This is a genomic window from Demequina sp. (assembly GCF_049841215.1).
Lineage (GTDB): Bacteria > Actinomycetota > Actinomycetes > Actinomycetales > Demequinaceae > Demequina.
The window spans coordinates 1-24,123 of sequence record NZ_JASGEO010000011.1 but is presented as its reverse complement, the minus strand read 5'-3'; the positions used below and the strand labels follow the sequence as shown (position 1 = coordinate 24,123).

19 protein-coding genes, 2 tRNA genes and 1 pseudogene are annotated in these 24,123 nt (G+C 66.7%); 9 read left to right on the top strand and 13 right to left on the bottom strand.

Translation table 11 applies throughout. From position 1 onward, the window contains the following. Window positions 1-35 precede the first annotated feature (35 nt). Window positions 36-1,658, top strand: a complete 1,623-nt coding sequence (ybaL, locus tag QM618_RS04950; protein WP_428095353.1) for a YbaL family putative K(+) efflux transporter — start codon at window positions 36-38, stop codon at window positions 1,656-1,658. Window positions 1,659-1,762: 104 nt separating this feature from the next. Beyond that, a complete protein-coding gene (locus QM618_RS04945) occupies window positions 1,763-6,343 on the top strand; it encodes an HtaA domain-containing protein (protein WP_428095352.1) in 4,581 nt (1,526 codons plus the stop codon). Window positions 6,344-6,434: 91 nt separating this feature from the next. Here the strand turns inward: QM618_RS04945 and QM618_RS04940 are convergent, their stop codons facing one another. The 6 genes from QM618_RS04940 to QM618_RS04915 form a co-directional block, all read right to left on the bottom strand. Then, window positions 6,435-7,229: a heme ABC transporter ATP-binding protein gene (locus tag QM618_RS04940; protein ID WP_428095351.1), complete on the bottom strand. Its 795-nt coding sequence runs from the start codon at window positions 7,227-7,229 to the stop codon at window positions 6,435-6,437. Then, window positions 7,226-8,275, bottom strand: a complete 1,050-nt coding sequence (locus tag QM618_RS04935) for a FecCD family ABC transporter permease (RefSeq protein ID WP_428095350.1) — start codon at window positions 8,273-8,275, stop codon at window positions 7,226-7,228. The genes QM618_RS04940 and QM618_RS04935 overlap by 4 nt, the downstream gene beginning before the upstream one ends. Before the next feature lie 3 nt (window positions 8,276-8,278). After that, window positions 8,279-9,397, bottom strand: a complete 1,119-nt coding sequence (locus tag QM618_RS04930) for a heme/hemin ABC transporter substrate-binding protein (RefSeq protein ID WP_428095349.1) — start codon at window positions 9,395-9,397, stop codon at window positions 8,279-8,281. After that, complete coding sequence (locus QM618_RS04925; RefSeq protein WP_428095348.1) at window positions 9,394-10,038, bottom strand: heme oxygenase (biliverdin-producing); 645 nt, start codon at window positions 10,036-10,038, stop codon at window positions 9,394-9,396. The genes QM618_RS04930 and QM618_RS04925 overlap by 4 nt, the downstream gene beginning before the upstream one ends. A gap of 113 nt (window positions 10,039-10,151) precedes the next feature. Beyond that, window positions 10,152-10,538 (bottom strand): phage holin family protein, encoded by a 387-nt coding sequence (locus tag QM618_RS04920; protein WP_428095347.1) that lies wholly within the window; start codon window positions 10,536-10,538, stop codon window positions 10,152-10,154. 45 nt (window positions 10,539-10,583) lie between these two features. Beyond that, window positions 10,584-12,074 (bottom strand): MFS transporter, encoded by a 1,491-nt coding sequence (locus QM618_RS04915; RefSeq protein ID WP_428095346.1) that lies wholly within the window; start codon window positions 12,072-12,074, stop codon window positions 10,584-10,586. Window positions 12,075-12,247: 173 nt separating this feature from the next. Between QM618_RS04915 and valS the strand changes: the two genes are divergently transcribed. After that, entirely contained in the window at window positions 12,248-14,881 is a 2,634-nt protein-coding gene (valS, locus tag QM618_RS04910; protein WP_428095345.1) for a valine--tRNA ligase, read from the top strand. Window positions 14,882-14,988: 107 nt separating this feature from the next. On the opposite strand, the gene QM618_RS04905 is transcribed toward valS, so the two are convergent. From QM618_RS04905 to QM618_RS04890, 4 genes are all read right to left on the bottom strand, one after another. Then, window positions 14,989-15,762 carry a DUF559 domain-containing protein gene (locus tag QM618_RS04905; RefSeq protein ID WP_428095344.1) on the bottom strand — a complete coding sequence of 258 codons (774 nt, stop codon included), beginning with the start codon at window positions 15,760-15,762 and terminating at the stop codon, window positions 14,989-14,991. 346 nt (window positions 15,763-16,108) lie between these two features. Continuing rightward, window positions 16,109-17,365 carry an ATP-dependent Clp protease ATP-binding subunit ClpX gene (gene clpX / locus QM618_RS04900; protein WP_428095343.1) on the bottom strand — a complete coding sequence of 419 codons (1,257 nt, stop codon included), beginning with the start codon at window positions 17,363-17,365 and terminating at the stop codon, window positions 16,109-16,111. A gap of 128 nt (window positions 17,366-17,493) precedes the next feature. Then, window positions 17,494-18,171 (bottom strand): ATP-dependent Clp protease proteolytic subunit, encoded by a 678-nt coding sequence (locus tag QM618_RS04895; RefSeq protein ID WP_428095342.1) that lies wholly within the window; start codon window positions 18,169-18,171, stop codon window positions 17,494-17,496. After that, window positions 18,168-18,746: an ATP-dependent Clp protease proteolytic subunit gene (locus QM618_RS04890; protein WP_428095521.1), complete on the bottom strand. Its 579-nt coding sequence runs from the start codon at window positions 18,744-18,746 to the stop codon at window positions 18,168-18,170. The genes QM618_RS04895 and QM618_RS04890 overlap by 4 nt, the downstream gene beginning before the upstream one ends. Before the next feature lie 167 nt (window positions 18,747-18,913). Here QM618_RS04890 and QM618_RS04885 point away from each other — a divergent pair, with 167 nt between their 5' ends. Genes QM618_RS04885 through QM618_RS04875 form a run of 3 tightly spaced genes read left to right on the top strand, consistent with a single transcriptional unit; the run spans window position 18,914 to window position 20,198 of the window. Continuing rightward, window positions 18,914-19,156, top strand: coding sequence for a hypothetical protein (locus QM618_RS04885; RefSeq protein WP_428095341.1), 243 nt, complete (start codon window positions 18,914-18,916; stop codon window positions 19,154-19,156). 54 nt (window positions 19,157-19,210) lie between these two features. Then, window positions 19,211-19,780, top strand: coding sequence for a DUF4190 domain-containing protein (locus QM618_RS04880; protein ID WP_428095340.1), 570 nt, complete (start codon window positions 19,211-19,213; stop codon window positions 19,778-19,780). 16 nt (window positions 19,781-19,796) lie between these two features. Next, window positions 19,797-20,198: a DUF4190 domain-containing protein gene (locus QM618_RS04875; RefSeq protein ID WP_428095339.1), complete on the top strand. Its 402-nt coding sequence runs from the start codon at window positions 19,797-19,799 to the stop codon at window positions 20,196-20,198. Window positions 20,199-20,264: 66 nt separating this feature from the next. Here the strand turns inward: QM618_RS04875 and tig are convergent, their stop codons facing one another. Then, the gene (gene tig / locus QM618_RS04870; RefSeq protein ID WP_428095338.1) at window positions 20,265-21,578 is read right to left on the bottom strand and encodes a trigger factor; all 1,314 of its coding nucleotides are present in this window, start codon (window positions 21,576-21,578) and stop codon (window positions 20,265-20,267) included. A 169-nt stretch (window positions 21,579-21,747) separates the two neighbouring features. Between tig and QM618_RS04865 the strand changes: the two genes are divergently transcribed. Both QM618_RS04865 and QM618_RS04860 read left to right on the top strand, forming a co-directional pair. Then, complete coding sequence (locus QM618_RS04865) at window positions 21,748-22,914, top strand: MFS transporter (protein WP_428095337.1); 1,167 nt, start codon at window positions 21,748-21,750, stop codon at window positions 22,912-22,914. A 46-nt stretch (window positions 22,915-22,960) separates the two neighbouring features. Then, complete coding sequence (locus QM618_RS04860; protein WP_428095336.1) at window positions 22,961-23,563, top strand: GNAT family N-acetyltransferase; 603 nt, start codon at window positions 22,961-22,963, stop codon at window positions 23,561-23,563. Between the two features lie 175 nt (window positions 23,564-23,738). Here the strand turns inward: QM618_RS04860 and QM618_RS04855 are convergent. Then, window positions 23,739-23,812, bottom strand: a tRNA-Pro gene (locus QM618_RS04855). A gap of 56 nt (window positions 23,813-23,868) precedes the next feature. On the opposite strand from QM618_RS04855, the gene QM618_RS04850 reads away from it, so the two are divergent. After that, a tRNA-Gly gene (locus QM618_RS04850) sits at window positions 23,869-23,942 on the top strand. A gap of 70 nt (window positions 23,943-24,012) precedes the next feature. Here QM618_RS04850 and QM618_RS04845 read toward each other — a convergent pair. Next, window positions 24,013-24,123: pseudogene (locus QM618_RS04845) on the bottom strand (IS30 family transposase); the annotation flags it as partial.

Sequence of the window (24,123 nt, the reverse complement as noted above, 5' to 3'; positions counted from 1 at the left end):
GGTTTTGGCCCCGCCCCGCCCGGTAGGATTGGCAGATGTTGCACCACGCGCCCCTGCTGATGACCATTGCGGTGGGCCTGGTGATGGCCTTCGCCCTCGGCTTCGGGGCGCAGAAGCTCAATCTCTCGCCGATTGTTGGCTACCTCGCGGCCGGAATCGTCGTCGGCCCGTACACCGCCGGGTACGTCGCTGACGGGGAAATAGCAGCGCAATTGGCGGAGATCGGCGTAATCCTGCTGATGTTTGGCGTTGGCCTGCACTTCTCCATCAAGGACCTGCTCGCCGTACGGCGCGTGGCACTTCCCGGCGCCATCAGCCAGATGCTGTTCGCCACGGCGCTCGGCACCGGGCTTGGCCTGATACTGGGCTGGAACGTGGGATCGTCCCTGCTCTTCGGCCTCGCGCTCTCCGTCGCATCCACGGTGGTGCTCTTGCGAGCACTCGAGGAGCGCCAACTGCTCGACACTCGCGGCGGCCACATCGCCGTTGGCTGGCTCATCGTCGAGGACCTCGCGATGGTCATCGCCCTGGTGGCGGTTCCCGTGATCGCCGCGGACGCGAGCGATCCCGGCAAACTGGGCCAAGAACTGCTGTGGACGCTCGCGCGGGTCAGCGCGTTTGTTGCGCTCATGATCATCGTTGGTCGCCGCGTGGTCCCATGGTTGCTCGCCAAGGTGGCCGCCACCGGCTCCCGCGAGCTCTTCACCCTTGGCGTGCTCGCCCTCGGCATCGGCGTCGCAGTGGGCGCCGCCTACCTCTTCGACGTGAGCTTCGCGCTCGGCGCGTTCTTCGCCGGCATGATCCTCAAGGAATCGGAGCTGGCCCACCGCGCCGCCGATGATTCGCTCCCCATGCGCGACGCCTTCGCCGTGCTGTTCTTCGTGTCCGTAGGCATGCTCTTTGACTGGCACATCCTCCTCGAGCGCCCGCTCGCGGTGGTCGCGACGGTGCTCGTCATCGTCGTCGGCAAGTTCTGGGTGGCGTATGGCCTGGTGCGGCTCTTGCGGTACTCGCGGTCCATGTCGCTCGTCATTGCCGCCGCACTCGCGCAGATCGGCGAGTTCTCCTTCATCCTCATGACCATGGGCGAGGAACTCCACATCCTTGATTCGGACGCCCAGTCGCTCGTGCTGGCGGGCGCCATCATTTCGATCGTCCTCAACCCCGCGCTCTTCGCGTGGGCGTCTCGCGCCTACCGGGCTTCCCAAGAGTCCGACGCTGGGGAAAGTGGCGTTGCCAGCGTCGTTGTCGTGGGGTACGGACGGGTAGGGGCGCGCGTCTCGCGCGCCCTGTGGGACTCCGACGTCGACATCACCGTGATCGAGGACGACGAGACGCGCGTGCAGGCGATTCGCGACGAGGGTCACGACGCGGTGCTCGGCAATGCCGTGCGCAAGTCCGCGCAGCGTGCCGCCGGAGTGGAGTCTGCGGAGGCGCTCATCATCGCCATCCCCGATCCACTCAACGCGGGCGCGATCATCGACACCGCCAAGGCGCTCAACCCGTCGATCGTGATCCTCGCGCGCGGCATCAGGGACGCCGACGTCACGTACCTCAAGGAGCGCGGTGCCGACCGCGTCATCGTGGGCGTGCACGAGGTCGCGGATATCATGATCGACGCCGTAACGCCGGGCGGTGAGTCATTAACGCAACAGTGACGTTGCGTTAATTTCACTAGTTGGTTAGGGTGACCTTAGTCCCGCGGCGTAGCGGGCATCGCGCCTAGTATGCGCCCCACCTGACTACACCAAGGGAGTCCTCTGTGACCTCGCGCCTTGCCCTGTCGCGCCCTCGTACGGCCGGCATTGCACTCGCACTCATTGCCCTGATCGTCTCCACCGTGATGGTGGCCCTTCCCGCTCGCGCGGATGGAGCGGGCGCACTGCAATGGGGCTTCAAGACCTCCTTCCGCGGTTACGCGGGCAATCCCGTGGGCTCCGCGGGCGCCTCGGACAACGGCTCCGTTACGTCTTTCCCCGAGGCCAGCGTCACCACGTCTGCTGTGTCCTTCCAGGGCACCGCGACCTTCACGCAGCCGCAGGGTCATTTCGTGTTCACGGTGTCGAACCCGTCGATCAGCGTTTCTGGCACCACCGGAACCCTGTCAGTTGACACCACCCTCACACCCGGCGCCCCCACGAGCGGCGCCATCGCATCGCTGAACCTCGAAGGCATCGAGCCCGAGGTCTCCGGTGACGTGGTCACATTCCGCAACATCCCCGTGGTGCTCACCACCGCGGTGGCGACGTACCCGTCTGGCACCGCGATGGACCCCATCACCGTGTCCTTCACCAAGCTCAGCGGCGAGAACGCGGGCGGCGGGTTCGTGGTGCCGCAGACCGAGCCGGAGCCGTCGGTCACCCCGGAGCCGTCGGTCACCCCTGAGCCCTCCGTGACCCCAGAACCGTCAGTGACCCCCGAGCCTTCCGTCACCCCTGAGCCCACCGAGGAGCCAGAGGTTCCCGCGACCCCCACTATCACGGTCTCGAAGACCGCTGACCTTGTTGCGGGCGACGTCCTCACGATCACCGGCACCGGCTTCACGCCTAACGCCCCTGCTACAAACGGGGTTCGCCCGCCCATGGCAGGCAAATTCGCAGGCGCCTACGTGGTGCTCGGCAACTTCGACTCCACGTGGAAGCCCTCGGAAAGCGCAGCCAGCTCCACGCGCCGTGTAGCGGTGCAGAAGTGGGCCGTCGCCGCTGCAGACGCCACCGGCGACCCCTACGTCGCCATCGACGCCTACGGCAACTTCACCACGACGATCGTGGTGGCAAAGGGCACGGTGACGAACGAGACCGGCAACTGGGGCATCTACACCTACGCGGGTTCCGGAGCCACGTACGCCGCCTTCGAGACCTACACGCCCGTCACGTTCAAGCCGGTCGTGTCCGTGTCCAAGACCACGAGCCTTGCCAACGGGGAGGTCATCACGGTCACCGGCCAGAACTTTGGCCCCCGCGCCCCCGCCACCACCGGAACGCGCCCGCCGCTCGCGGGCAAGTTCGCTGGCGCCTACGTGGTGCTCGGCAACTTCGACTCCACGTGGAAGCCCTCGGAGAGTGCAGCCAGCTCCACGCGCCGCGTGGCGATCCAGAAGTGGGCGGTTGGCGCGGCAGATGCCACCGGTGACCCCTACGTCGCGATCGACGCCAACGGCACGTTCACCGCTCAGATCACCGTGAGCAAGGGAGCCGTCGTCAACGAGTCCGGCAACTGGGGCATCTACACCTACCCCGGTTCCGGAGCCACGTACGCGGGCTTCGAGACCTACACGCCCATCTCGTTCAAGCCCTCGGTGACGGTCTCCAAGACCGCAAGCCTCGAGAACGGTGACGTCATCACCGTCACGGGCCAGAACTTCCTGCCCAACGCCCCCGCAACCACGGGCACGCGCCCGCCGCTCGCGGGCAAGTTCTCGGGCGCGTACGTGGTGCTCGGCAACTTTGACTCGTCCTGGAAGCCCTCGGCGGCCGCCGCGAGCACCACACGTCGAGTCGCCGTGCAGAAGTGGGCCGTCGCCGCTGCAGACGCCACCGGCGACCCCTACGTCGCCATCGACGCCTACGGCAACTTCACCACGCAGCTGGTGGTGGCTAAGGGCTCCGTGACCAACGAGTCCGGAAACTGGGGCGTGTACACGTACTCCGGCTCCGGCGCCGCCTACGCGGAGTTCGAGACCTACACCCCGGTCACCTTCAAGCCCACCATCACGGTATCCAAGACCGCGGACCTCGAGGCCGGCGACGAGATCACCATTACGGGCAAGAACTTTGTGCCCAACGGCACCACGACGTCGGGCACGCGCCCGCCGCTCGCCGGAAAGTTCGGCGGCGCGTACGTGGTGCTCGGCAACTTCGACTCCACGTGGAAGCCCTCGGAAAGCGCCGCCAGCTCCACGCGCCGCGTAGCGGTGCAGAAGTGGGCTGTCGCCGCCGCGGACGCGAGCGGTGACCCCTACGTCGCCATCGACGCGAACGGCACCTTCACCACCACCATCACGGTGGGCAAGGGGACGGTCATCAATGAGACCGGCAACTGGGGCATCTACACCTACCCCGGATCCGGCGCCGTCTATGCCCCGTTCGAGACGTACACGCCGGTGACGTGGAAGGCCGCACCTGAGCCCACCACCAGCCCGGAGCCCTCGGTGAGCCCCGAGCCCACCACGTCTCCCGAGCCCACCACCTCCCCGGAGCCGTCGGTCACCCCTGAACCCAGCGTCGGGCAGCTTGACTGGGCGTTCCTCGCCAGCTGGCGCGGCTACGTCACCGACATCACCCCGCGCGACGGTGCCACCGACAACGGCACGGTCACGTCGTTCCCCAACGACGCGGTGAGCACGGATGACGTCGACTACTCCGGCGGCGTGACCTATGCACACGCCACGCACCACTTCAGCGTGGCGCTCGACAACCCCACCGTGAAGCAGACCGGCGCCACCATCGGCCAGCTCAACGCCACGCTCAACGGCGAGACGGTCACGGTTGCCACGCTCAACCTCAACGGCGTCACCGGCACGGTGGCCGACGGCGTGGTCACCTTTGCGAACGTGCCCGCCACCTTGACGGCGGCCGGCTCTGCGGTGTTCACGTACGCGGCTGGCACCGCTCTCGCACCCGTGACGTTCTCCTTCCCCGTGGTGAGCGAAACGGAACTTGGCGGCGGGTTCACGCTCACGCACACCCAGCCCCCGGTAGATCCCGAGCCGGAGCCTTCGGTCACCCCGGAGCCCTCTCCAGAGCCCTCGGTGACGCCCAAGCCCGAGGTGCCCGACACCACCACGGTGGTTGGTCGCCTCACGTGGGGCATCGACTCCGATTGGCGCAACTACGTCACCGGCCCCATCGCGCAGGGTGCGATCTCGGTGACGGGCGCGAACTACTCGGGCTCCAGCTTCACGTTCGTGCAGAAGTCCGGCACGGTCGACGCGAAGAAGGGCTCCGGAACGGCCAACTACGCCGGTTCGGCTCGCTTCACGGGCCACCACGGCGCGCTTGACCTAACCTTCTCGCAGCCGTCGGTGACGCTCACCTCCAAGAGCACCGCCAAGCTCGAACTCACGGTCAACGGTAAGCGCGTCACGTTCGCCACGCTCAACCTCGCGGGCGGCACCAAGTCCACGTTCGATGGCGCCACGCGCTACTCAGGCGTGCCTGCCACGCTCACCGCGGCCGGAGCTACCGCGTTCGACGGCTACTACTCCGCTGGCAAGGCGCTTGACCCCGTCACGGTGACGTTCGGGGCTGGCGCAACCACGCCGTCGGGCGGCGGCACCAAGGTGGTCGCCACGGCCACCGGTGACGGCGACACCGCCGGCTCCGAGATCCCGTCGGAGCCCCCCGCCACCACCGGCATCGAGCTCGACGACGAGTCCCTGACCTCGCTCCTCGCAGGCGAGCAGGTCACCATCTCGATCCCCGGCTTCGAGCCCGGCGCCTCGGTGACGGTGGTCATTTACTCCTCGCCAACGGTGCTTGGCACCGTGACGGCCGACGCTGGGGGCACCGCCACGTGGACGGGTTCCCTTCCCGCGTCGCTGAGCGGGCAACACACGCTCGTGTTCTTTAGCGGCGACACGGCCAAGGGCATCGTGCTCAACATTCCGGAGCGGGCGTCGCTCGAGGGCATGTGCCTCGTTGACCCGGCAACGCTCACGTGGGGCTTCAAGGAGTCCTTCCGCGCGTACATCGACTCCACGATCGCTAACGGCGAGTGGACCGTCACGGGCGTCGAGGACAACGCCGGAATCTTCACCTGGTCGGCCGGCTCTGGAGCGGTTGACCCCGCAACGGGCATCGGCTCGGTGGCCTTCACCGGCTCCATCGAGTTCACGGGCCACGAGGGCGCTCTCGACACGACGATCTCCAACCCTGTGGTGGAGCTCAGCGCGGACGGCGCCTACCTGGTGCTCGACGTCACCGGCGTCACGCAGGAGGGCGAGGAGGTGTCCGCCACGGGCGTGCGCTTCGCCAGCATCGACCTCACGAGCGTCACGCCCACCGTTGACGGCGACGTGGTGACCTTCACCGACGTCCCGGCGACGCTCACCGCGGAGGGCGCAGAGGCGTTCGGCACCTACCCGCAGGGCGAGGAGCTTGACCCCATCACGCTCACCGCCACGGGCGCCGATGGCTGCCTCGCGGTTCTCGCGGGCGCTGCCCCCACCGAGGAGCCGAGCGTCTCGGCTACCCCAGAGCCCTCCCCCACTGCCGAGGCGGCGCAGGGAGTGAGCGAGCCCAACGGCTCATCGTGGATCTGGTGGGCCCTCGCCGCAATCGTGGTCGCGGCCATTGCCGTGACCATCGTGCTCGCCCGCCGGAGAAGGGACACGATGGCGTAGCGGAGCACACCAAAGCGAGGCGGGTCGGCGCAAGCCGGCCCGCCTTCGCTTTTGTCGGGGTGGTGACTCTGGGCGCCTGAGGACGAGAGCGCTAGGAGCGCTCTGGGACCACCACGGGGTTACCCGTGACGGGGTCGCTCACGATGCGCACGGGCGTGCCGTAGACGCGAGAGATCAGTTCCGCTGTCAGCACCTCGCGCGGGGCGCCAGCGATCACGAGCTGCCCGCGATCCATCACGGCCACACGGTCCGCATAGGCGCCCGCGAGCGACAGGTCGTGGACCACCACAACCACGGCCGCTCCCTCCCTCGCGAGTTCTCGTGCAAGAGTGAGCACCTCCTCTTGGTGGCGCAGATCCAGGGCGGCGGTTGGCTCGTCGAGCAAAATGATGGGGGCGCGCTGGGCTAGCACACGTGCGAGCGAGGCCCGGGCCTTCTCTCCCCCACTGAGCGAACTAAACACCCGCTCTGCCAGGTGCGTCACGTCGGTGCGGGCCATGGCGTCGGCGATCGCGAACTCGTCGTCGGAATCGGCTTCTGTGCCCCTCCACGGGGCCCTACCCATCTCCACCACTTCGCTCACGCGGAACGAGAACGCCACGTGGTTCTCTTGCGTCAGCACCGCACGGCGCCGCGCCAGGTCCTTGTGGTTCCACCCGCGCAGCGGCGTGCCCTCAAGTTCGGTGCTGCCCGCGGACGGCACCCGCTCGCCGGTGAGCAGGCTCAGCAGCGTCGACTTCCCCGCCCCGTTCGGCCCCACGAGCGCAACGAGCTCGCCGTGGTTCACCTCGAGCGTCACGCCATCGACAAGCACGGCCTGCCCGACGCTGTAGCTGGCTTCCCTGGCCGCGAGGGCTGGAGCTGGGGTTAGCTTGGGCGCGCTCATGCCCAGCCCCCTTGGCTGGTACGCGTGCGGCGCAGCAGGTAAAAGAAGAACGGGCCACCGATGAGCGACGTGATGAGCCCGATGGGCAGTTCCGCACCCGTGACTGCGGTGCGCGCGATGACGTCCGCGAAGACGAGCAGCACCGCGCCGCCAAGCGCACTCGCTGGCAACAAGGCGCGGTGACCGGGACCCATGATCATGCGCAGCGCGTGCGGCACCACCAAGCCAACAAAGGCGATGATGCCCACGTAGGCAACAGCTGCACCCGTGAGCACGGCCACGACCACGATCGACACCACCCGCAGCCGCTCGACGCGCACCCCAAGGTGTGCGGCGGTGCGCTCCCCAAGCGCAAGGAGGTCATAGCGTCGGGCGCTTGCGAAGGCGACCACCGCAGCAGCCGTGCCAAGCAGCGCAACCACCGCCACCTCGCTCCACCGCGAGCCGTTGAGCGAGCCGAGCTGCCAGAAGATGATCTGCTCTCGCGAGGCCGTGTCCGCCATGAAGATCATGAGCGCGAGCCCCGCGCCCGCAAACGCGTTGATCGCGATGCCCGTGAGCAGCAGCGTGACCACCTCGGTGCGGCCGTTGGCCCTTGCCGTCACGTACACGAGCAGCGTGGCCGCGACCCCGCCGGCAAACGCGAACACCGCAACCCCGGCGGCCCCCGCGAAGGTCACGCCAAGCGCGATCGCGAACGCGGCGCCAAGCGCTGCACCGCTCGACACGCCTACCACGCCGGGCTCCGCGAGCGGATTGCCAAAGATCGCCTGCATCACGCAACCGGCGATCGCAAGCGCCGCGCCCACGAGCACGGCCATCGCGATGCGCGGGAAGCGAATCTGCCACAGTGCCTGATCCTTGAGCTCCTCAACGGGCGCCCACGACGTGTGCAGGCCCACGCGATTGAGGAGCGAACCAAGAACCTCGGTGACGGCCACGGGGAACTGGCCGATGGCCGCGCTGATCACCACCCCAATCACGAGCGCGATCGCGAGCACCGCGGTAGCGATGGCGATTCGGTTGCGGCGAGCGGCGGGAGCCATGGCTTACGGAGCGTCCGGGGCGTAAATGGCACGGGCAAGACCATCGAGCACTGCTGCCGACTTGGGGCCAAAAGACAGGATGAGCGTGTCCGCCATGTCGACCACGCGCTTGTTCTTCCCTGCGGTGGTGAGCGCGATGGCGGGCCACGTCTCGGTGAGCCCGTCCACGCCGCCTACGCTCTCGATGCCGTCTGTCATGACGAGCAACACGTCGGGATCGGCCGCGAGCATCGCCTCATCGGTGAGCGGTTGGGTTCCCTTGATGCCCGTCTCGGCGGCCGCGTCCACTCCCCCAAGCGCCGCGATGAGCTGGTCCGCTCCGGACTCCGCGCCAAAGAGGTAGTACACGCTCGCCGAGCCGCGCAAGTACAGGAACACCATGCGCAGCTTGTCGCCCTCTGCCGGCGCGATCTGCGCTATCTGCGCGCGAACCTGGTCCACCTGCTCGGTGAGGCTCTGCGCCACGGTCTCCCCCGCGTCGGGCACCCCAAGCACGTGGGCAACGTCCCGCGCCAACTGGGCCGCGCCGTCAAAGCTGCTGACGTTGTCCACGTAAACCACGGTTACGCCAACGTCGCGAAGCTGGTCGATGGCGCTCGTGGGGCCAACGGAACCGTCCGTGATGACGATCGTGGGACCGAGCGCGAGCACCGCCTCCGCGCTGATGGAGTGGCCGTTGCCTGTCACCACGGGCACGTCTTCGGAGCCGGGGAAGCTAGCCGCGACGTCGCGCCCCACGACGAGGTCGCTGAGCCCAAGCGCCCAGATCGTGTCGCCAATGGATCCCGCGATGTCGACGGCGACGATGCGGCTCGTGTCGGTGACGGTCACCATTTGGTCGCCCGAGCGGTCGTGGCTTGTCACCGTCACGGGAAGGCTTTGCGCAGGGGCCGACGCTGGGGCTTGGAGGCCGTCGATGTGCAGGGTCGCCGTGGAAGGGCCCTGGTAGTTGCTGGGATCGGCGAGAAAGTCCAGTTGGTCAAGGGGCGTGGCCGGGGCGGTGGTCTCGCTCGAGGTGGGGGCGGACGTCGTCGGCTTGTCCGACGGCGTCATCGAGATGCCGCACGCGCTGAGAGCGAGCGCCGCGAGGACTGTCAGCGCTGCGGTGGCGCGGAGCCTCACTCGGCGATCGAGGCGCCGAGCGCCTCGAAGATCGCGCCGTTGAAGACGAACGACTTCTTCGCCTCGGCGAAGAGCACCTGCGTCTGGTCCTCGTCGAAGTCGAGGCCGTCGAGGCCGTCGCGGTAGGCGCGCTTGTAGCGCACCGGGGAGTCGATGGTCTCAAAACGGTAGAACGCGAGCTGATCGTCGGTGGCGCCGTAGTGGCGCGCCACGAGCGCGGCGATGGCCTGGCCGCCGCTCAGGTCGCCAAGGTAGCGCGTGTAGTGATGCGCCACGTAGCGCGGCACATCATCGCGATCGAGTGACTCGAGATGCGCCACGTACGCGGCGGTGGCGGGCAGCGCAGGGTGTGTCTGCTCCCAGTCTGGGGCGCCGAGGTTGGCGAGGTCGCTCGCGATGGAGGGCGTGCGGATGAGCCCCGCGTCCTTGAGGAACTCGGGGTCTGAAGCGAGGGGCACGCGCGCCTCGAGCGCGCGGTAAACGTAGGCGTACTGAGCCAGGTATGCGGTGTACGCGGCCAGATCCAGCTCGCCACCCATGAGGCGGGTGATGAAGCCGCGGGTCTCGGTGTCGCGGTGCTCTGGGGCGGTGGCCTCTCGCAGTCGAGCGGCAATTCCGGTCTGCTCCTCAGTCACAGTCATGGCCGCAATCCTACCAATTACGAAACTGGGCTGTCACCAAAATCTTGGCCCCAGCGTCGGGCAAGGAAAACGGCCCCGCGCGGTGTGCACGGGGCCGGTTCTCGCGAGCAAAATCAGCGGTTTTCCGCGCGCTTCTTGAGGAAGATAAGGCCAAGGGCCCAGCCGCCCAGCGCCGTGATAAGCCACACGAGCAGCGTGCCCACGATCCAGCCGGCGATGCTCGAGATCTCAAGGCCGTCCTCACCCGTGATGAGCGTGGTGATCCACAGCGCGAGGAACGTTGAGACGAGCCCAACGCCGCCGAGCAGGAAGTCGGCATACTTGCGCGCCATATTGAAGACGAACGGCGCGAGCACGGCTTGCAGAAGCGCAAAGATCACCGCGGCGACGACGAGTCCCTGCAACGTGACGTTGAAGTCTTCGAGGATCACGGAGGTGACCCACAACGCGAGAGCGGCGACGACAAGGTTGATGGCGAGGCGAATCAGGAATCGGATCATGTGCTGAACGCTAGTCCGTTGCCGCCGCCTGTGCGCGGCGAAACGCTAGATAGCCAACGCAGGGGCCTCATCCTCGGCGGAGGCGTGGAACTCGTGCCGCTTCACGCGGACCAGCGCGAACGCGATGAGCGCGCCGATCACGAGCAGCACCGCACCCCACAGGTAGCCCACGTGATAGCCAGCGACGAGCGACTCAGGATGTGGGTAGCCGTCCGCGGTGAGGCCAAGCTCGTCGATCGAGTTGGCCTGCGCCGTGAGAGCGAGCGTGCTGAGCAGCGCGAGGCCAATGGAGCCACCAACCTGCTGCGACGTGTTGAGCAGCGCGGACGCCACTCCAGCATCCCGCGCCTCGACGCCGATGAGCGCCGTGGAGGACGTGGGGATGAACACGAACGCCATACCCAGGGGGATGATCACCATCGACGGGAACACGTGGGTCCAGTACTGGTCCTCGGGCGTCGTGCGCAGCAATAGCAGCATGCCGACGGCCGCGATCAGCAGTCCCGCAACCATCAGCGGGCGCGGGCCCACCTTGGGAAGCACGCGGGCCACCACGCCTGCCGTGAGGATGATGACCACGGAGAACGGCAAGAAGTGCATGCCTGCCTTGAGCGCCGAGTAGCCGAGCACGATCTGCAGGTAGAAGCCGAGGAACAGGAACATCGCCGTGAGGCCCGCGCCCACCACGAGGAACGTGAGGTAGGAGCCACCACGCACGCGGTCAAGCGGGATCCGCAGCGGCAGCAGCGGGTTGGGGCTGCGGCGCTCCATGAGCACGAACCCAACGAGCAGAATCGCCGCCGCGGCCAAGAGCGCAATCACGCTTGGGTCCGCCCATCCGTGCTCCACCTCGGAAACGCGCGTGAAGCCGTAGACGAGCGCGAGCAGGCCAAACGTGGCGAGTAGCGCGCCGGGAATGTCGAAGTGCGGGTGCCCGCCTGCCTTGGACTCGTGAACGATGATCACGGCGAAGACGGCGGTAATCGCGGCGATGGGCACGTTGACCCACATCACCCATTCCCACCCAAAGTTGTCCGTGAGCAGGCCGCCGAGGATCAGACCGATGGCCGCGCCGGCGCCGGAGAGCGCACCGAACACACCGAACGCCTTGGCGCGCTCCTTGGGCTCAGTGAATGCGACCGTCACGAGGGACAGCGCCGCGGGAGCGAGCAGCGCGGCGAAGATGCCTTGCAGACCGCGGGCGGCAAACAGGTAGCCCTGGGACGGCGCGAAGCCGCCGAGAGCGGAGGCGAACGCGAAACCGATGAGACCCACCACGAATGCGCGCTTGCGGCCCCAGTAGTCGGCGATACGTCCACCGAGGAGGAGCAGCGAGCCGAAGGTGAGGATGTACGCGGTCACCACCCACTGGCGGTTGGCGTCGGAGATGCCGAGGTCTTGCTGCATGTGCGGCAGCGCAACGTTCACGATCGAGCCGTCAAGCACGATCATGAGCTGAGCAACCGCGATCACGGCGAGCATGCGCCAACGGTTGGAGTCTGCGTTCACGGACGCAGGCAGAACTGACTCCGCCATGGGCGGACCTCCCGGGGATAAGGTGTGCCGCCGACCCTGGCGGACTTAGGCCACCTTAGGTGACGGGACTGACAACGCCCAGGCAGGCCAAAGCCATTCCGCGCAAGGCGGAAGATTTTCGCGTGGCCGTGCACAGCGTCGGGCCTATGCCAAGTTCTGAGAGAATGTCCGCCATGACTGCACGCATCCCCGAGAAGGCCACTGTCGACGGACTCGAAGACCGTTGGGCCGACGTATGGGAGCAGCAGGGCACGTACGCGTTCGACCGCACCAAGACGCGCGAAGAGATCTACTCAATCGACACCCCGCCGCCCACCGTCTCCGGTTCGCTGCACGTGGGTCACGTGTTTTCGTACACCCACACCGACGTGGTGGCGCGCTACCAGCGCATGTGCGGCCGCGAGGTGTTCTACCCCATGGGGTGGGACGACAACGGCCTGCCCACCGAGCGCCGCGTGCAGAACTATTACGGAGTGCGCTGCGACCCCACGCTGCCGTACGTTGCCGACTTTGAGCCGCCGCATCAGGGCACCGAAGGCAAAGAGGTCAAGCCCGCCGACCAGGTGCCGATCTCACGTCGCAACTTCGTTGAGCTGTGCGAGCGCCTCACCGCGGAGGACGAGGAGAAGTTCGAGGCGCTGTGGCGCCACCTTGGCCTGTCCGTTGACTGGTCGCGCACGTATCAGACGATTTCGCCGTCCTCCATTGCGGTGGCCCAGCAGGCATTCTTGCGCAACTTGGCGCGCGGCGAGGCCTACCAGGCGGAGGCGCCCACGCTGTGGGACATCACCTTCCGCACGGCCGTTGCGCAGGCGGAGCTCGAGGATCGCGAGCGCCCGGGCGCCTACCACCGGGTTGGCTTTGCACGGCCCGACGGCGGTTCCCCAGTTTTCATTGAGACCACCCGTCCGGAGTTGCTGGCAGCCTGCGTGGCTCTCGTTGCGCACCCGGATGACGCGCGGTATCAGGAGCTGTTTGGCACGTCCGTGGTGACGCCGCTGTTTGGGGTGTCCGTGCCCGTGGTGGCCCACCCGCTTGCCTCCCCGGACAAGGGCTCCGGCATCGCGATGATCTGTACGTTTGGTGACGTCACCGACGTCATCTGGTGGCGCGAACTGCAGCTGCCTACGCGCGCGATTCTTGGGCGCGATGGTCGCATTCTGGAGGAGGCGCCTTCGGCTATCTCTTCGCGTGCGGGACTCGCTGCGTACGCCGAAATCGCTGGTAAGACTGTGTTTGCGGCACAGCAGCGGATCGTGGAACTGTTGCGCGAGTCCGGGGATCTGGTTGGCGACATCAAGCCCGTCACGCACCCCGTGAAGTTCTATGAAAAGGGCGACAGGCCGCTCGAGATCGTGACGTCTCGCCAGTGGTACATCTCCAATGGTGGGCGCGACTCTTCCTTGCGTTCTGAATTGCTTGAGCGCGGCGAGGCGCTCGACTTTGTGCCCTCGCACATGGGCAAGAGGTACGAGAACTGGGTGGGCGGGCTCACGGGCGACTGGCTGATCTCGCGCCAGCGGTTCTTTGGTGTGCCCGTGCCCGTCTGGTACCCGGTGGGCGCTGATGGCGAGCCCGTGTGGGACTCGCCGATCGTTCCTGCCGAGGACGCGCTGCCTGTTGACCCGTCTGCCGAGCCTGCTCCCGGTTTTGTGGAGGCTCAGCGCGGGGTGGCGGGCGGCTTCGTTGGCGACGCCGACATCATGGACACGTGGGCCACGTCTTCTCTGACCCCGCAGATCGTGTGCGGCTGGCGTGGGGACGCGGACCTGTTCTCCCGCACGTTCCCCATGGACCTGCGGCCTCAGGGTCAGGACATCATCCGCACGTGGCTGTTCTCCTCGGTGGTGCGCTCGCACCTCGAGCACGGCGAGCTGCCGTGGAAGCATGCAGCGATCTCCGGCTGGATCCTGGACCCCGACCGCAAGAAGATGTCCAAGTCCAAGGGCAACGTCGTGACGCCCATGGGGCTGCTCGAGACGCACGGCTCGGACGCGGTGCGGTACTGGGCCGCCTCCGCCCGCCTTGGTACCGACGCCGCCTTTGACGAGGGGCAGATGAAGGTGGGGCGCCGCCTCGCGATGAAGGTGCTCAACGCGTCCAAGTTCGTCTTGGGCGCCACGGGCGTTGGCTCTGCGGCAACCCTTGAGGATGGCGTGCGTGCGGCCGAGTTGGTGCGCGGCTTCTCCGTGACCGAGCCCCTCGACGAGGCGATGCTCGGTGCTTTGGATTCCGTGGTCGCCACCGCCACCGCGGCGCTCGAGGCGTACGACCACACGCGGGCACTCGAGGTGACCGAATCGCTGTTCTGGACCTTCTGCGACGACTATGTGGAGCTTGTAAAAGAGCGCGCGTACGACGGCGCTGCCCCAGGTGAGGCGATCGATCCGTTCGCCGAGTGCTCAGGCGGCGCAGCGTCGGCCCGTGCCACGCTGGTGCGCGCGCTGGACACGTTCCTTGCCCTGCTTGCCCCCGTGCTGCCGTTCGCCACCGAGGAGGTGTGGTCCTGGTACCGCGAGGGTTCGGTGCACCGCTCAGCCTGGCCGTCCGGCGTGCCGGGCGAGGGCGCGGCCACGCTCGCTGCCGCCGGTGGCGCGCTGGCGGCGCTGCGCAAGGTGAAGTCTGAGGCGAAGGTGTCGCAGCGCACGGTCATCACGTCCGTGACGCTGCAGGTGCCCCAGGATGCTGTGTCGCTCGTGGTGTCCGCGCGCGGGGATGTGATGTCCGCAGGGCGCGTTGAGTCGTTGGACCTCGTGGGCGCGGACGTTCCAGAGCCCGTGGCAACCGCGGCCATCCTGGCGGAGTAGCCCCACCGGCGCCCAACCCGGGCCCCACCCCACGCCCCACCCCCACGCGGGCGCCCTGCGGGTACGTCAGGTCCGGCTTCGGGACTTGCATGTCTCTTGTGGGTGCCTCAGGTCCAGGTGCGGGCACCGAACTGTGCCTCGCGCACGCGGAGCACCTCGCGAACAATCTGCCGACACCACTCCGGGCGCTCTGTGAGGTCCTCGTAGCTGAACCTCAAGGTGACGATTCCCTCCGACGCAACCCAGCAGTCTCGGGTGATGTTCTTCTGGCGGAACTCGTTCAGGTGCCCCTTCCGCCCGTCAAACTCCAGGCAGGTCTTGGTCGCGGGATCAAAGAGGTCGAGGAAGAATTGGTTCCCCTCGATCACTATCTCGTGCTGCGGTTTGAATCGCGCAAACTCGGCGGTATTGAAGACCTTGCGCAGCGCCCGCTCTTCGAGCCAGCTCTGAGCCCCCGCGCTAGCCGCTCGAATACTACGTTCGAGGCTCCGGCGACCTTTGATCCTCGGCGCTAACGCGACCATCGTTTCAAGTTGTGTGACACTCACTAGACGTCGCCGGACGGCGGTGTAGAACACCTCGGCCCGGGTGCTCTTGGGCAATTGTCCGTAGCCAAGGACCACGGCCGCCGCCGGAGTCAGCACCGGAAGCCCCTGGCGAACCGTTCCGGGCAGATCGATGGTCGATCGCCTGACGGCGAAGCCGGGTCTGGGTCTCGGATTGATCCCGTGGGGGACCACCACTTCGATCACATGTGGTGGTTCGGTTAGCAGTCCCCAAGCGAACAGTGCGGCCGCGCCCGAAATGACGCCGCCTGACCATAGCGCGGCGGCGCGAGCTCGTACGTGAAACGAGCGCGCGTGAAGTTGCGTGGCGTACACGTCGGGCAGTATTCGGACGAGGTCGCCTCTAGCAACGGCGCGCTTGATCGCACTCCCGCCGTATCGCGCACGCAGGTCTCTCCCCCGAGTCGCGTCGGTGCAGTCACGTAGAAAGTCGTCGAGGGAGACGGTGTCCGAGCGAGTCGAGGTCATGGACCAAACCAACTCGCAAATGGGCATTCGCGTTGGCCATGAGTGACTCGACTGTGGACAAAGCCCATGTACCCCGGATCTGGGGACGCGGGTCGCTGGCGGACCCAAGGTACCCGCGGGAGTCAACCATGTGCCAGAAGCGGACCTGGTGCACCCGTAGGAGGTCGCAGGATGGGCGGCGCCCGGCGGGCGGCTAGGCCGCGCCGGCTTCGCGCGCGGCCGGGTAGAAGACCGGCTCAGCGCGATCAACAACCGCCTCGCGCGTCACCACCACTCGAGAGACGTCGTCGCGGCCGGGCACCTCGAACATCGCGCCCTGCAGAACCTCTTCGAGGATCGCCCGGAGCCCGCGCGCACCCGTGCCGCGGTCAAGCGCCTGCTCGGCCACGGCATCGATCGCATCCGGCTCAAACTCGAGCTCCACGCCGTCGAGCTCGAACATCCGCTGGTATTGCTTCACCAGGGCGTTCTTTGGAGTGGTGAGGATCGAGACCATCGCGTCCACATCAAGCGGCGACACCGTGGCGATCACCGGCATGCGGCCGATGAACTCAGGAATGAGCCCAAACTTGTGAAGGTCCGCTGGCGTCACCTGCGCGAACAGGTCCGAGTTGTCCGCCTCCTTGAGCGTGGCGCCAAAGCCAATGCCCTTGCGCCCAACGCGCGAGGAGATGATCTCCTCGAGGCCGGCGAACGCACCACCAAGGATGAACAGCACGTTGGTGGTGTCGATCTGGATGAACTCTTGGTGTGGGTGCTTGCGACCTCCCTGCGGGGGCACCGACGCCACGGATCCCTCAAGGATCTTGAGCAGCGCCTGCTGCACACCCTCGCCGCTCACGTCCCTGGTAATCGACGGGTTCTCCGCCTTGCGGGCGACCTTGTCGATCTCGTCGATGTAGATGATGCCGCGCTGCGCCTTCTCGACGTCATAGTCCGCGGCCTGTAGCAGCTTGAGCAGGATGTTCTCCACGTCCTCGCCCACATAGCCGGCCTCGGTGAGCGCGGTCGCGTCCGCGATCGCAAACGGCACATTGAGCATCCGAGCCAGCGTCTGCGCAAGGTACGTCTTGCCGCATCCCGTTGGCCCAATGAACAACACGTTGGACTTGGCGATGTCCACCGCCTCGGCATCCGGAAGTGACTTGGTCTCCCCCGCACGAACCCGCTTGTAGTGGTTGTAGACGGCCACGGCCAATGCTCGCTTGGCCGCGTCCTGCCCAACTATGTACTGCTCAAGGAAGTCAAAGATCTCGCGCGGCTTTGGCAGCTCAACCAACTCTTGCTCCACCGCCTCGGCAAGCTCCTCGTCAAGGATCTCGTTGCACAGCCCGATGCACTCGTCGCAGATGTACACGGCGGGGCCTGCGATGAGCTTGCGCACCTGCTTCTGCGTCTTTCCGCAGAACGTGCACTTCAGCAGATCGCCGGAGTCGGCTGGTCGCGCCATTCAAGGCTCCTTCCCAAGTCTTTCCAGCGTACAGAGACTCCCTGACACGCACCTGGCGACTCGCCCAAAAGGTGAGGCCCGACGCTATGGTCACCACAGCGTCGGGCCTCGCCTTTTGCATCAGTTGGCTACTTGACGCCCTCCACCATCGCGGCGCCCTTGCGAGATTCCAGGACGTCGTCGACGAGGCCGTACTCCTTGGCCTCGGCGGCGGACAGGAAGGTGTCGCGCTCGATGTCCTCGCGCACCTTCTCCGGCGTCTGGCCAGAGTGGAACGCGAGCGTGTTCTCGAGCCACTCGCGCATGCGCAGGATCTCTTCCGCGTAGATCTCGATGTCCGAGGCCTGCGCCCGAGACCCGCCCTCAATGCGCGGCTGGTGGATCATCACGCGAGCGTTGGGCAGCGCGAGGCGCTTGCCCGGCGTTCCCGCCGCGAGCAGCACGGCCGCCGCAGAGGCCGCCTGCCCAAGGCACACCGTCTGGATCTCTGGCTTGATGTACTGCATGGTGTCGTAGATCGCGGTCAGCGCGGTCTGCGAGCCACCGGGGCTGTTGATGTAGATCTTGATGAGGCGGTCAGGGTCCTGGGACTCGAGCACCAGCAGCTGCGCCATGACGTCGTCCGCGGACGCGTCATCGATCTGCACGCCAAGGAACACGATGCGGTCCTCGAACAACTTGGCATAGGGGTCTTGGCGCTTGAAGCCGTAGGCCGTGCGCTCCTCGAACTGGGGGAGGATGTATCGCGACTCGAACGATCCCGCGGTACGCCCAGCGGCCTGAATGGCCTGGTAGAGCTCGCTCATGCCTTACCTCCCTGCGACACGTCGCCGGCCTCGGCAGCGTGCTTGATGACCTTGTCAACGAATCCGTATTCGAGCGCCTCGTCGGCCGTGAACCAGCGGTCGCGGTCCGCGTCCTTGGTGATCTGCTCGATGCTCTTGCCGGTCTGCGCGGCCGTCAGCTCTCCCAGCACCTTCTTCATGTGCATGATGAGTTCCGCGTTAATCCGGATGTCCGTTGCGGTTCCGTAGATGCCGCCGGAGGGCTGGTGCATCATGACCCGCGCGTGCGGCGTCGCGTAGCGCTTGCCTGGCGCACCGGATGAGAGCAGGAACTGCCCCATCGACGCCGCCATGCCCATCGCGACGGTGGCGACGTCGGGCTTGATGTACTGCATGGTGTCGTAGATCGCCATGCCCGCGGTGATGGAGCCGCCGGGGCTGTTGATGTACAGGTAGATGTCCTTGTCCGGGTCCTCCGCAGCAAGCAGCATCATCTGGGCGCAGATGGCGTTCGCGTTGTCGTCGCGCACCTCGTCGCCTAGCCAGATGATCCGCTCGCGCAGCAGGCGGTTGAAGATCGAGTCGTTGAGACCCATTCCGGGGCCCTCGCCTCGTGCGGTGAAATCACTCACGTCGCGTCCTTTCGTCACGTGTGACCCTAACGCCCGACGCTGCCTCGCCTATGCCGTTTGCGGCCCGTTTTCGCTACTGGGAGAACGGCGAAGCTAGAGTCGCCAGCAGTACCTCGACGAAGGAGCAACCCGTGGCAGGCGCGGACAAGAACACCGATCCACCGTCCGATCCGGACCAGGTCAGCCATGCCGAACGGTTCGCGTCCGCGATGTCGAGCCGCACCACGCGTTTCGACTCCTGGAACGAGCAGACGGAGCGCGAGCATCCTTGGGTGCCCACGTCGTGGGGAAAGCTCGCGCTCATCGTCGCGGGGGCGTTCGCCGCAATCGTGTTTGTCGCTGTTGCGTGCGCGATCCTGTTCGTCGCCTTCTAGGCCCGACGCTAGAGTCAAGTCAGGCGAAACGCGCCACCTTGGTTGGGGGTAAAGATGAGTGACGACCCGTTCCTTCCCAAAGGCTCGGAGGGCATGCAGCCGGCTCAGCCGACGCCGCAACCTCCGCCGCCTCCGGCGCCGAACGCGGCGCCCGCGCCCCAGGGAGCGCCCGCGCAGTATCAGCCTCCGCAGCAATACCCGCAGCAGCAGTACCCACCACAGCAGTACCCGCAACAGCAGCCTGCGCAGCCGGGCGTGGTGCAACCCGGGGTTCTCCAACCGGCGGCCCAGCCTGGGTACCCGCCGCCCGGCTATCCCCCGCCCGGTTATCCGCAACCCGGTTACGCCCCGCCTCCGCCTGGCTACTACCCGGGCCAGTCCAAGCCAAAGACCTGGATGAACTGGGTGGCGCTTGGGTGCGGCATCGCGGCGATCTTCACGTGCATCTCCGGCATCGCCGCCATCGTCTTTGGGCACATGGGCCTCAGCGCGTCGAAGCGCGGCGAGGCGGACGCGCGAGGAGCAGCTATTGCCGGACTCGTGCTCGGCTATCTGTCGGTGGTGGGAATCATCGCCTACTTCGGATTCATCATTTGGGCCGCGACCTCAGGCTCACTTGAGTAGCTAGAAAGGAATCATCATGACCACATCAGATGAAAACACCCCGACGACGCCCGAGCCGGAGGTCGCCGAGGAGGTTGTGCCAGAGCCCGTCGTCGCGGACGCTCCGGTGTTCCCCGCCCAGCCCGTCGCGGCGCCGGCGCCCTACGCCGCTCCGCCCGCTCCCCCGCAGGCGTATGGCGCGCCAAACCCCACGCCCAACACCTGGATGAACATCGTGGCGCTCGTGACCGCGTTGCTCGGCATGGTTATCGTGCCGATCATCTTTGGCCACTTGGGCGTCAAGGCCGCGAACGAGGGCAAGGCCGACCTCAAGGGACTCGGTCTCGCGGGCCTCATCATCGGCTACATCGAACTCGCGTTCCTGGTGCTGTTCTTCGGAATCATCATCATCGCCGCTATCGCCAGTTCCACGAGCTAGCGCATCGCGCATACGCAAAGAGGGGCGTCACCGATCCGGTGACGCCCCTCTTTCTTGCGTGAAAAGTTAGTCCTCGGCAACCTCGTCCGAAGCAACCTCGTCCTCGATGGATCCGATGACCGGCGTGAGGTCAACTGCAGCACCCTTCTCGTCCACCACAGTGGCGCGACGCAGGGCGTACGCGGTGGCCTTGGAACGTGCTACCTCGGCGACCATCGCGGGGATCTGGCCGGCCTTCTCCACCTGCTCGATGAACTGAGCGGGGTCCGCGTTGTACTGGCGCGATGCATTCAGCAGGTAGTCGAGAAGCTCGGACTGCTCCACCTCGATGTCGAAGTCGTCCGCGAGCTGGTCAAGCAGGATCTGCACGCGCAGCGCCTTGCCCGCCTCTTCGGTGACCTCTGCGCGGTGCTCGTCGTCCTCAAGGCGGTTCTCGTTCTCGAGGTGCGTGTGCACCTCGGACTCGATGACCTTCTTAGGAAGCTCGAAGTCGGTGGCCTCGGTCAGCGCCTCGAGCAGCTTCTCGCGGGCCTCCATGGCCTGGTTGTTGGTCTTGATGCGGCCGGCCTGCTCGCGCAGGTCCTCCTTGAGCTCGTTGATGGTGTCGAACTCCGAGGCAAGCTGGGCAAAGTCGTCGTCGGCGTCGGGGAGCTGGCGCTCCTTCACCGCGGTGACCTTGACCGTGATCGTGGCCTTCTCACCTGCGTGGTCGCCCGCGGCGAGCGGACCCTCGTAGGTGGTCTCCTCGCCGGCCGAGAGGCCGGTGATGACCTCGTCGAGACCCTCAAGCATGTTGCCGGCGCCCACCTGGTACGAGGTGCCCTGCACCGCGTCCACGTCCGTACCGTCCACCACAGCGGACAGGTCGAGCGTCACGAAGTCGCCCTCGGCCGCCGGGCGGTCAACGCCAACGAGGGTGCCGAAGCGCTCGCGCAGCGCCGTGAGGCGCGCGTCCACGTCTTCGTCGGTGATCTCCGCAGGCGCCACCGTGATGGTGAGCGAGTCCGCGGCGGGAAGCGTCACCTCTGGGCGCACCTCAACGGTGGCGGTGAACTCGATGCCTTCATCCCCAGCCTCGATACCCGGGATCTTCACAACCTCAACCTCGGGCTGGCCGTAGGGGCGGATGCCCTGCTCCTGCACGGCCTCCGAGTACCAGCCAGGCAGGCCGTCGTTCACGGCGTGCTCGATGATCGCACCCTTGCCCACGCGCTGCTCAAGAATCTTCGGCGGCACCTTGCCCTTGCGGAATCCGGGAATCTGCACCTGCGAGCCAACGTGCTCGTAGGCGTGCGCCATAACGGGCGCAATGTCCTCTTCCGTGAGGGTGACCGTCAGCTTGACGGTCGTGGCGTCGATCTGCTCGAGGGCGCTGGTCACTGCATTCTCCTGATGATGGATGGGTCCCGCTGTGCATGGTGGTGCCACGGGCAACCCCGCGATTCTACCCGCAACGGTGAGGCTCCCGCACCCGGGTGAGCGAGCGTCGGGCCGTATGCGAAGGTAACCGGCGCTACAGTGAGCGCACCGTGCCAACCATGGAGGTTTGATGGCCGACGCTGTGCTCACCAGGGCCCGCACGTGGGCAACGCTTGGGTTCGTTGTGCAGGGGTTGCTGCAGGCGCTCGTGCTGACGAACCTGCCGGGGCTAGAGGATCGCACGGGGATCGACGACACTCAGGTGTCGTTTGTGGTGCTGTCGGTGCTGGTATTCGCCGCGATCGGGTCTTTGCTTGGTGGGTCGATCGCGCTGCGCAAAGGCTCCGCGTTCCTGCTGCTTCCCGCCTTCGCGATCCAGGCGACGGCGCTGCTGCTCGCGATGATCAACCTGCCGTACGCGGCGCTCTTCCCCGTGTACGCGCTGTTCGGGCTGGGAGTTGGCCTTGGCGATGCTGGAAACGGCATGCAGGGCCTCACGGTGCAGCGCGCCTACGGACGCCCCATCTTCACCACCTTCTATGCGTTCCAGACTGCGGCCGCGATCACGGGAGCACTGCTGGTGGCGGGCATTAACGGCACCGGCGCACCGTTCGAGACGGCGTTCCTCGTGGGCGCCGTGGTTGCCGTTGCCGCACTGCCTGGGCTGCGGCGTGGGTTGGTTCGCGATCCCGAGGTTGGTGTGCCGGAGTCGGCGAAGCCCACGCTGCCCTGGCGCGGCCTCACGCTCTTTGGCCTCGTAATCCTGGTGGTCTACGTGGGCGACGGCGTAGTCAGCACGTGGAGCCCCGTGTACCTGGACAAGACGTTCATGGCGTCCGCGGCGGTGCTGCCGCTTGGGTATGCCGCGTACCAGGGAACAGTGCTCGTTGCACGGATCATCGGCGACCGGATCGTCGCGGCCGTTGGCCGCGTGTTTGTGGTGGTGTTCGCGGTGATCCTCGCGACCGCAGGATTTGCGGTGGCCGCGGTAGCGCCCGTTGCGTGGCTCGCGGTTGGCGGCTTCGCGGTGGTTGGTCTTGGCCTTGGCGTGCTGGTGCCGCTCGCGTTCTCCGCGTCTGGCGACCTCGCACCAGAGCAGATCGACGAGATCGTGTCCCGCCTCAACCTCTTCAACTACGTGGGTGTGGTGGTGGGCTCCGCAGCCACGGGAATCATCGCGGACGCGACCACGTGGCGCGTGGCGCTGCTCGTTCCCGCGGCGCTCATCCTCGGCATCCTCACGGTGGCGCGCACGTTCCGCGAGCGGCCGGTGCCGCCTGTTCCCGTTGCCAACTGAGCGATTGAGCCCGAGCCGGCCATAGCGTCGGGCATAGCCTGGCGACATGGCCGAGCGCGTAGTCCCCGCCAACGAGGCGTCCTGGGAAGACCTGCAGTTGATCTTCGGCGAGCGCGGGTACCCTCACCGCTGCCAGTGCCAGCGCTACAAGATGGGCCAGGCGGGATACGCGCCCCAGCCGTGGGAGGCGCGCGCGGAGGCGCTCAGGGACCAGACGAACTGCGGACAGCCCGACGCTGTGGAGACTTCTGGCCTCGTGCTCTACCTGGACGATGAGCCGGCTGGGTGGGTGGCCGTGGAGCCGCGCGTGAACTACCGGATCTTCCACATCAACGAGCCCACCGCGACCGTGTGGAAGGGCCGTACACAGGACCGCGGGGACCCCGACGTGTGGGCCGTCACGTGCTTTCGCGTGCGCAAGGAGTTTCAAGGGCTAGGGCTCACACACCCGCTGTGCGCGGCGACCGTGCCGTTCGCTCGAGAGCGCGGCGCGAAGATCCTTGAGGGCTACCCCATCGTGACGTGGGGAGACTCCGCGATCACATGGGGCGAGGTGTTCGTGGGTCCGCTCGGTGCGTTCCTCGACGCAGGGTTCGAGGTGGTGCACGAGCCGTCGAAACGGCGTCGCGTGGTGAGGATTGCGTTCTAGGTGGGTGTCGCACCGGGGCGAAGGCCGGAGGCGTTCGGCGCGCCGGGACTTCGTCGGGGTGATCGTCGCGCCTGGGGACTTCGTCGGGGTGATCGTCGCGCCTGCGGCGCTCCTCAACCCCTTCCTCGCTCGCTCGCGCTCGAAAGCCGTTCGGCTTTCGGCGCTCGCTCACTCGTCGGGGTGACAGGATTTGAACCTGCGATCTCCTGCTCCCAAAGCAGGCGCGCTACCAAGCTGCGCTACACCCCGTGACACCTGCCACCGGCAGGCTCCGCTACTCTAGTACGCGCTGAGTCATCAGCAGTGCGGGTGTAGCTCAATGGTAGAGCCTCAGTCTTCCAAACTGATCACGCGGGTTCGATTCCCGTCACCCGCTCCACTGGGCGCCACGTGAGGTGCCCCCTCGAATGGGCCATGAATCTGCCTATTGGGCCGGCGGATTCAATGGGTCATTGCAACAGGGTCTCTTGCATTGTCTCGTAGGGGGTGGCGAAGTCGAGGCGTTTGCGGGGTCTGCGGTTCATTTGGTCTGCGACGTAGTCGAGGTCGTCTTGGGAGTG

What these genes read in the sequence shown, in the direction of transcription:
- ybaL (WP_428095353.1), top strand. Translation starts at nt 36, where the DNA reads ATGTTGCACCACGCGCCCCTGCTGATGACCATTGCGGTGGGCCTGGTG.
- QM618_RS04940 (WP_428095351.1), bottom strand. Translation starts at nt 7,229, where the DNA reads ATGAGCGCGCCCAAGCTAACCCCAGCTCCAGCCCTCGCGGCCAGGGAA.
- QM618_RS04935 (WP_428095350.1), bottom strand. Translation starts at nt 8,275, where the DNA reads ATGGCTCCCGCCGCTCGCCGCAACCGAATCGCCATCGCTACCGCGGTG.
- QM618_RS04925 (WP_428095348.1), bottom strand. Translation starts at nt 10,038, where the DNA reads ATGACTGTGACTGAGGAGCAGACCGGAATTGCCGCTCGACTGCGAGAG.
- QM618_RS04920 (WP_428095347.1), bottom strand. Translation starts at nt 10,538, where the DNA reads ATGATCCGATTCCTGATTCGCCTCGCCATCAACCTTGTCGTCGCCGCT.
- QM618_RS04915 (WP_428095346.1), bottom strand. Translation starts at nt 12,074, where the DNA reads ATGGCGGAGTCAGTTCTGCCTGCGTCCGTGAACGCAGACTCCAACCGT.
- valS (WP_428095345.1), top strand. Translation starts at nt 12,248, where the DNA reads ATGACTGCACGCATCCCCGAGAAGGCCACTGTCGACGGACTCGAAGAC.
- clpX (WP_428095343.1), bottom strand. Translation starts at nt 17,365, where the DNA reads ATGGCGCGACCAGCCGACTCCGGCGATCTGCTGAAGTGCACGTTCTGC.
- QM618_RS04895 (WP_428095342.1), bottom strand. Translation starts at nt 18,171, where the DNA reads ATGAGCGAGCTCTACCAGGCCATTCAGGCCGCTGGGCGTACCGCGGGA.
- QM618_RS04890 (WP_428095521.1), bottom strand. Translation starts at nt 18,746, where the DNA reads ATGGGTCTCAACGACTCGATCTTCAACCGCCTGCTGCGCGAGCGGATC.
- QM618_RS04880 (WP_428095340.1), top strand. Translation starts at nt 19,211, where the DNA reads ATGAGTGACGACCCGTTCCTTCCCAAAGGCTCGGAGGGCATGCAGCCG.
- QM618_RS04875 (WP_428095339.1), top strand. Translation starts at nt 19,797, where the DNA reads ATGACCACATCAGATGAAAACACCCCGACGACGCCCGAGCCGGAGGTC.
- QM618_RS04865 (WP_428095337.1), top strand. Translation starts at nt 21,748, where the DNA reads ATGGCCGACGCTGTGCTCACCAGGGCCCGCACGTGGGCAACGCTTGGG.
- QM618_RS04860 (WP_428095336.1), top strand. Translation starts at nt 22,961, where the DNA reads ATGGCCGAGCGCGTAGTCCCCGCCAACGAGGCGTCCTGGGAAGACCTG.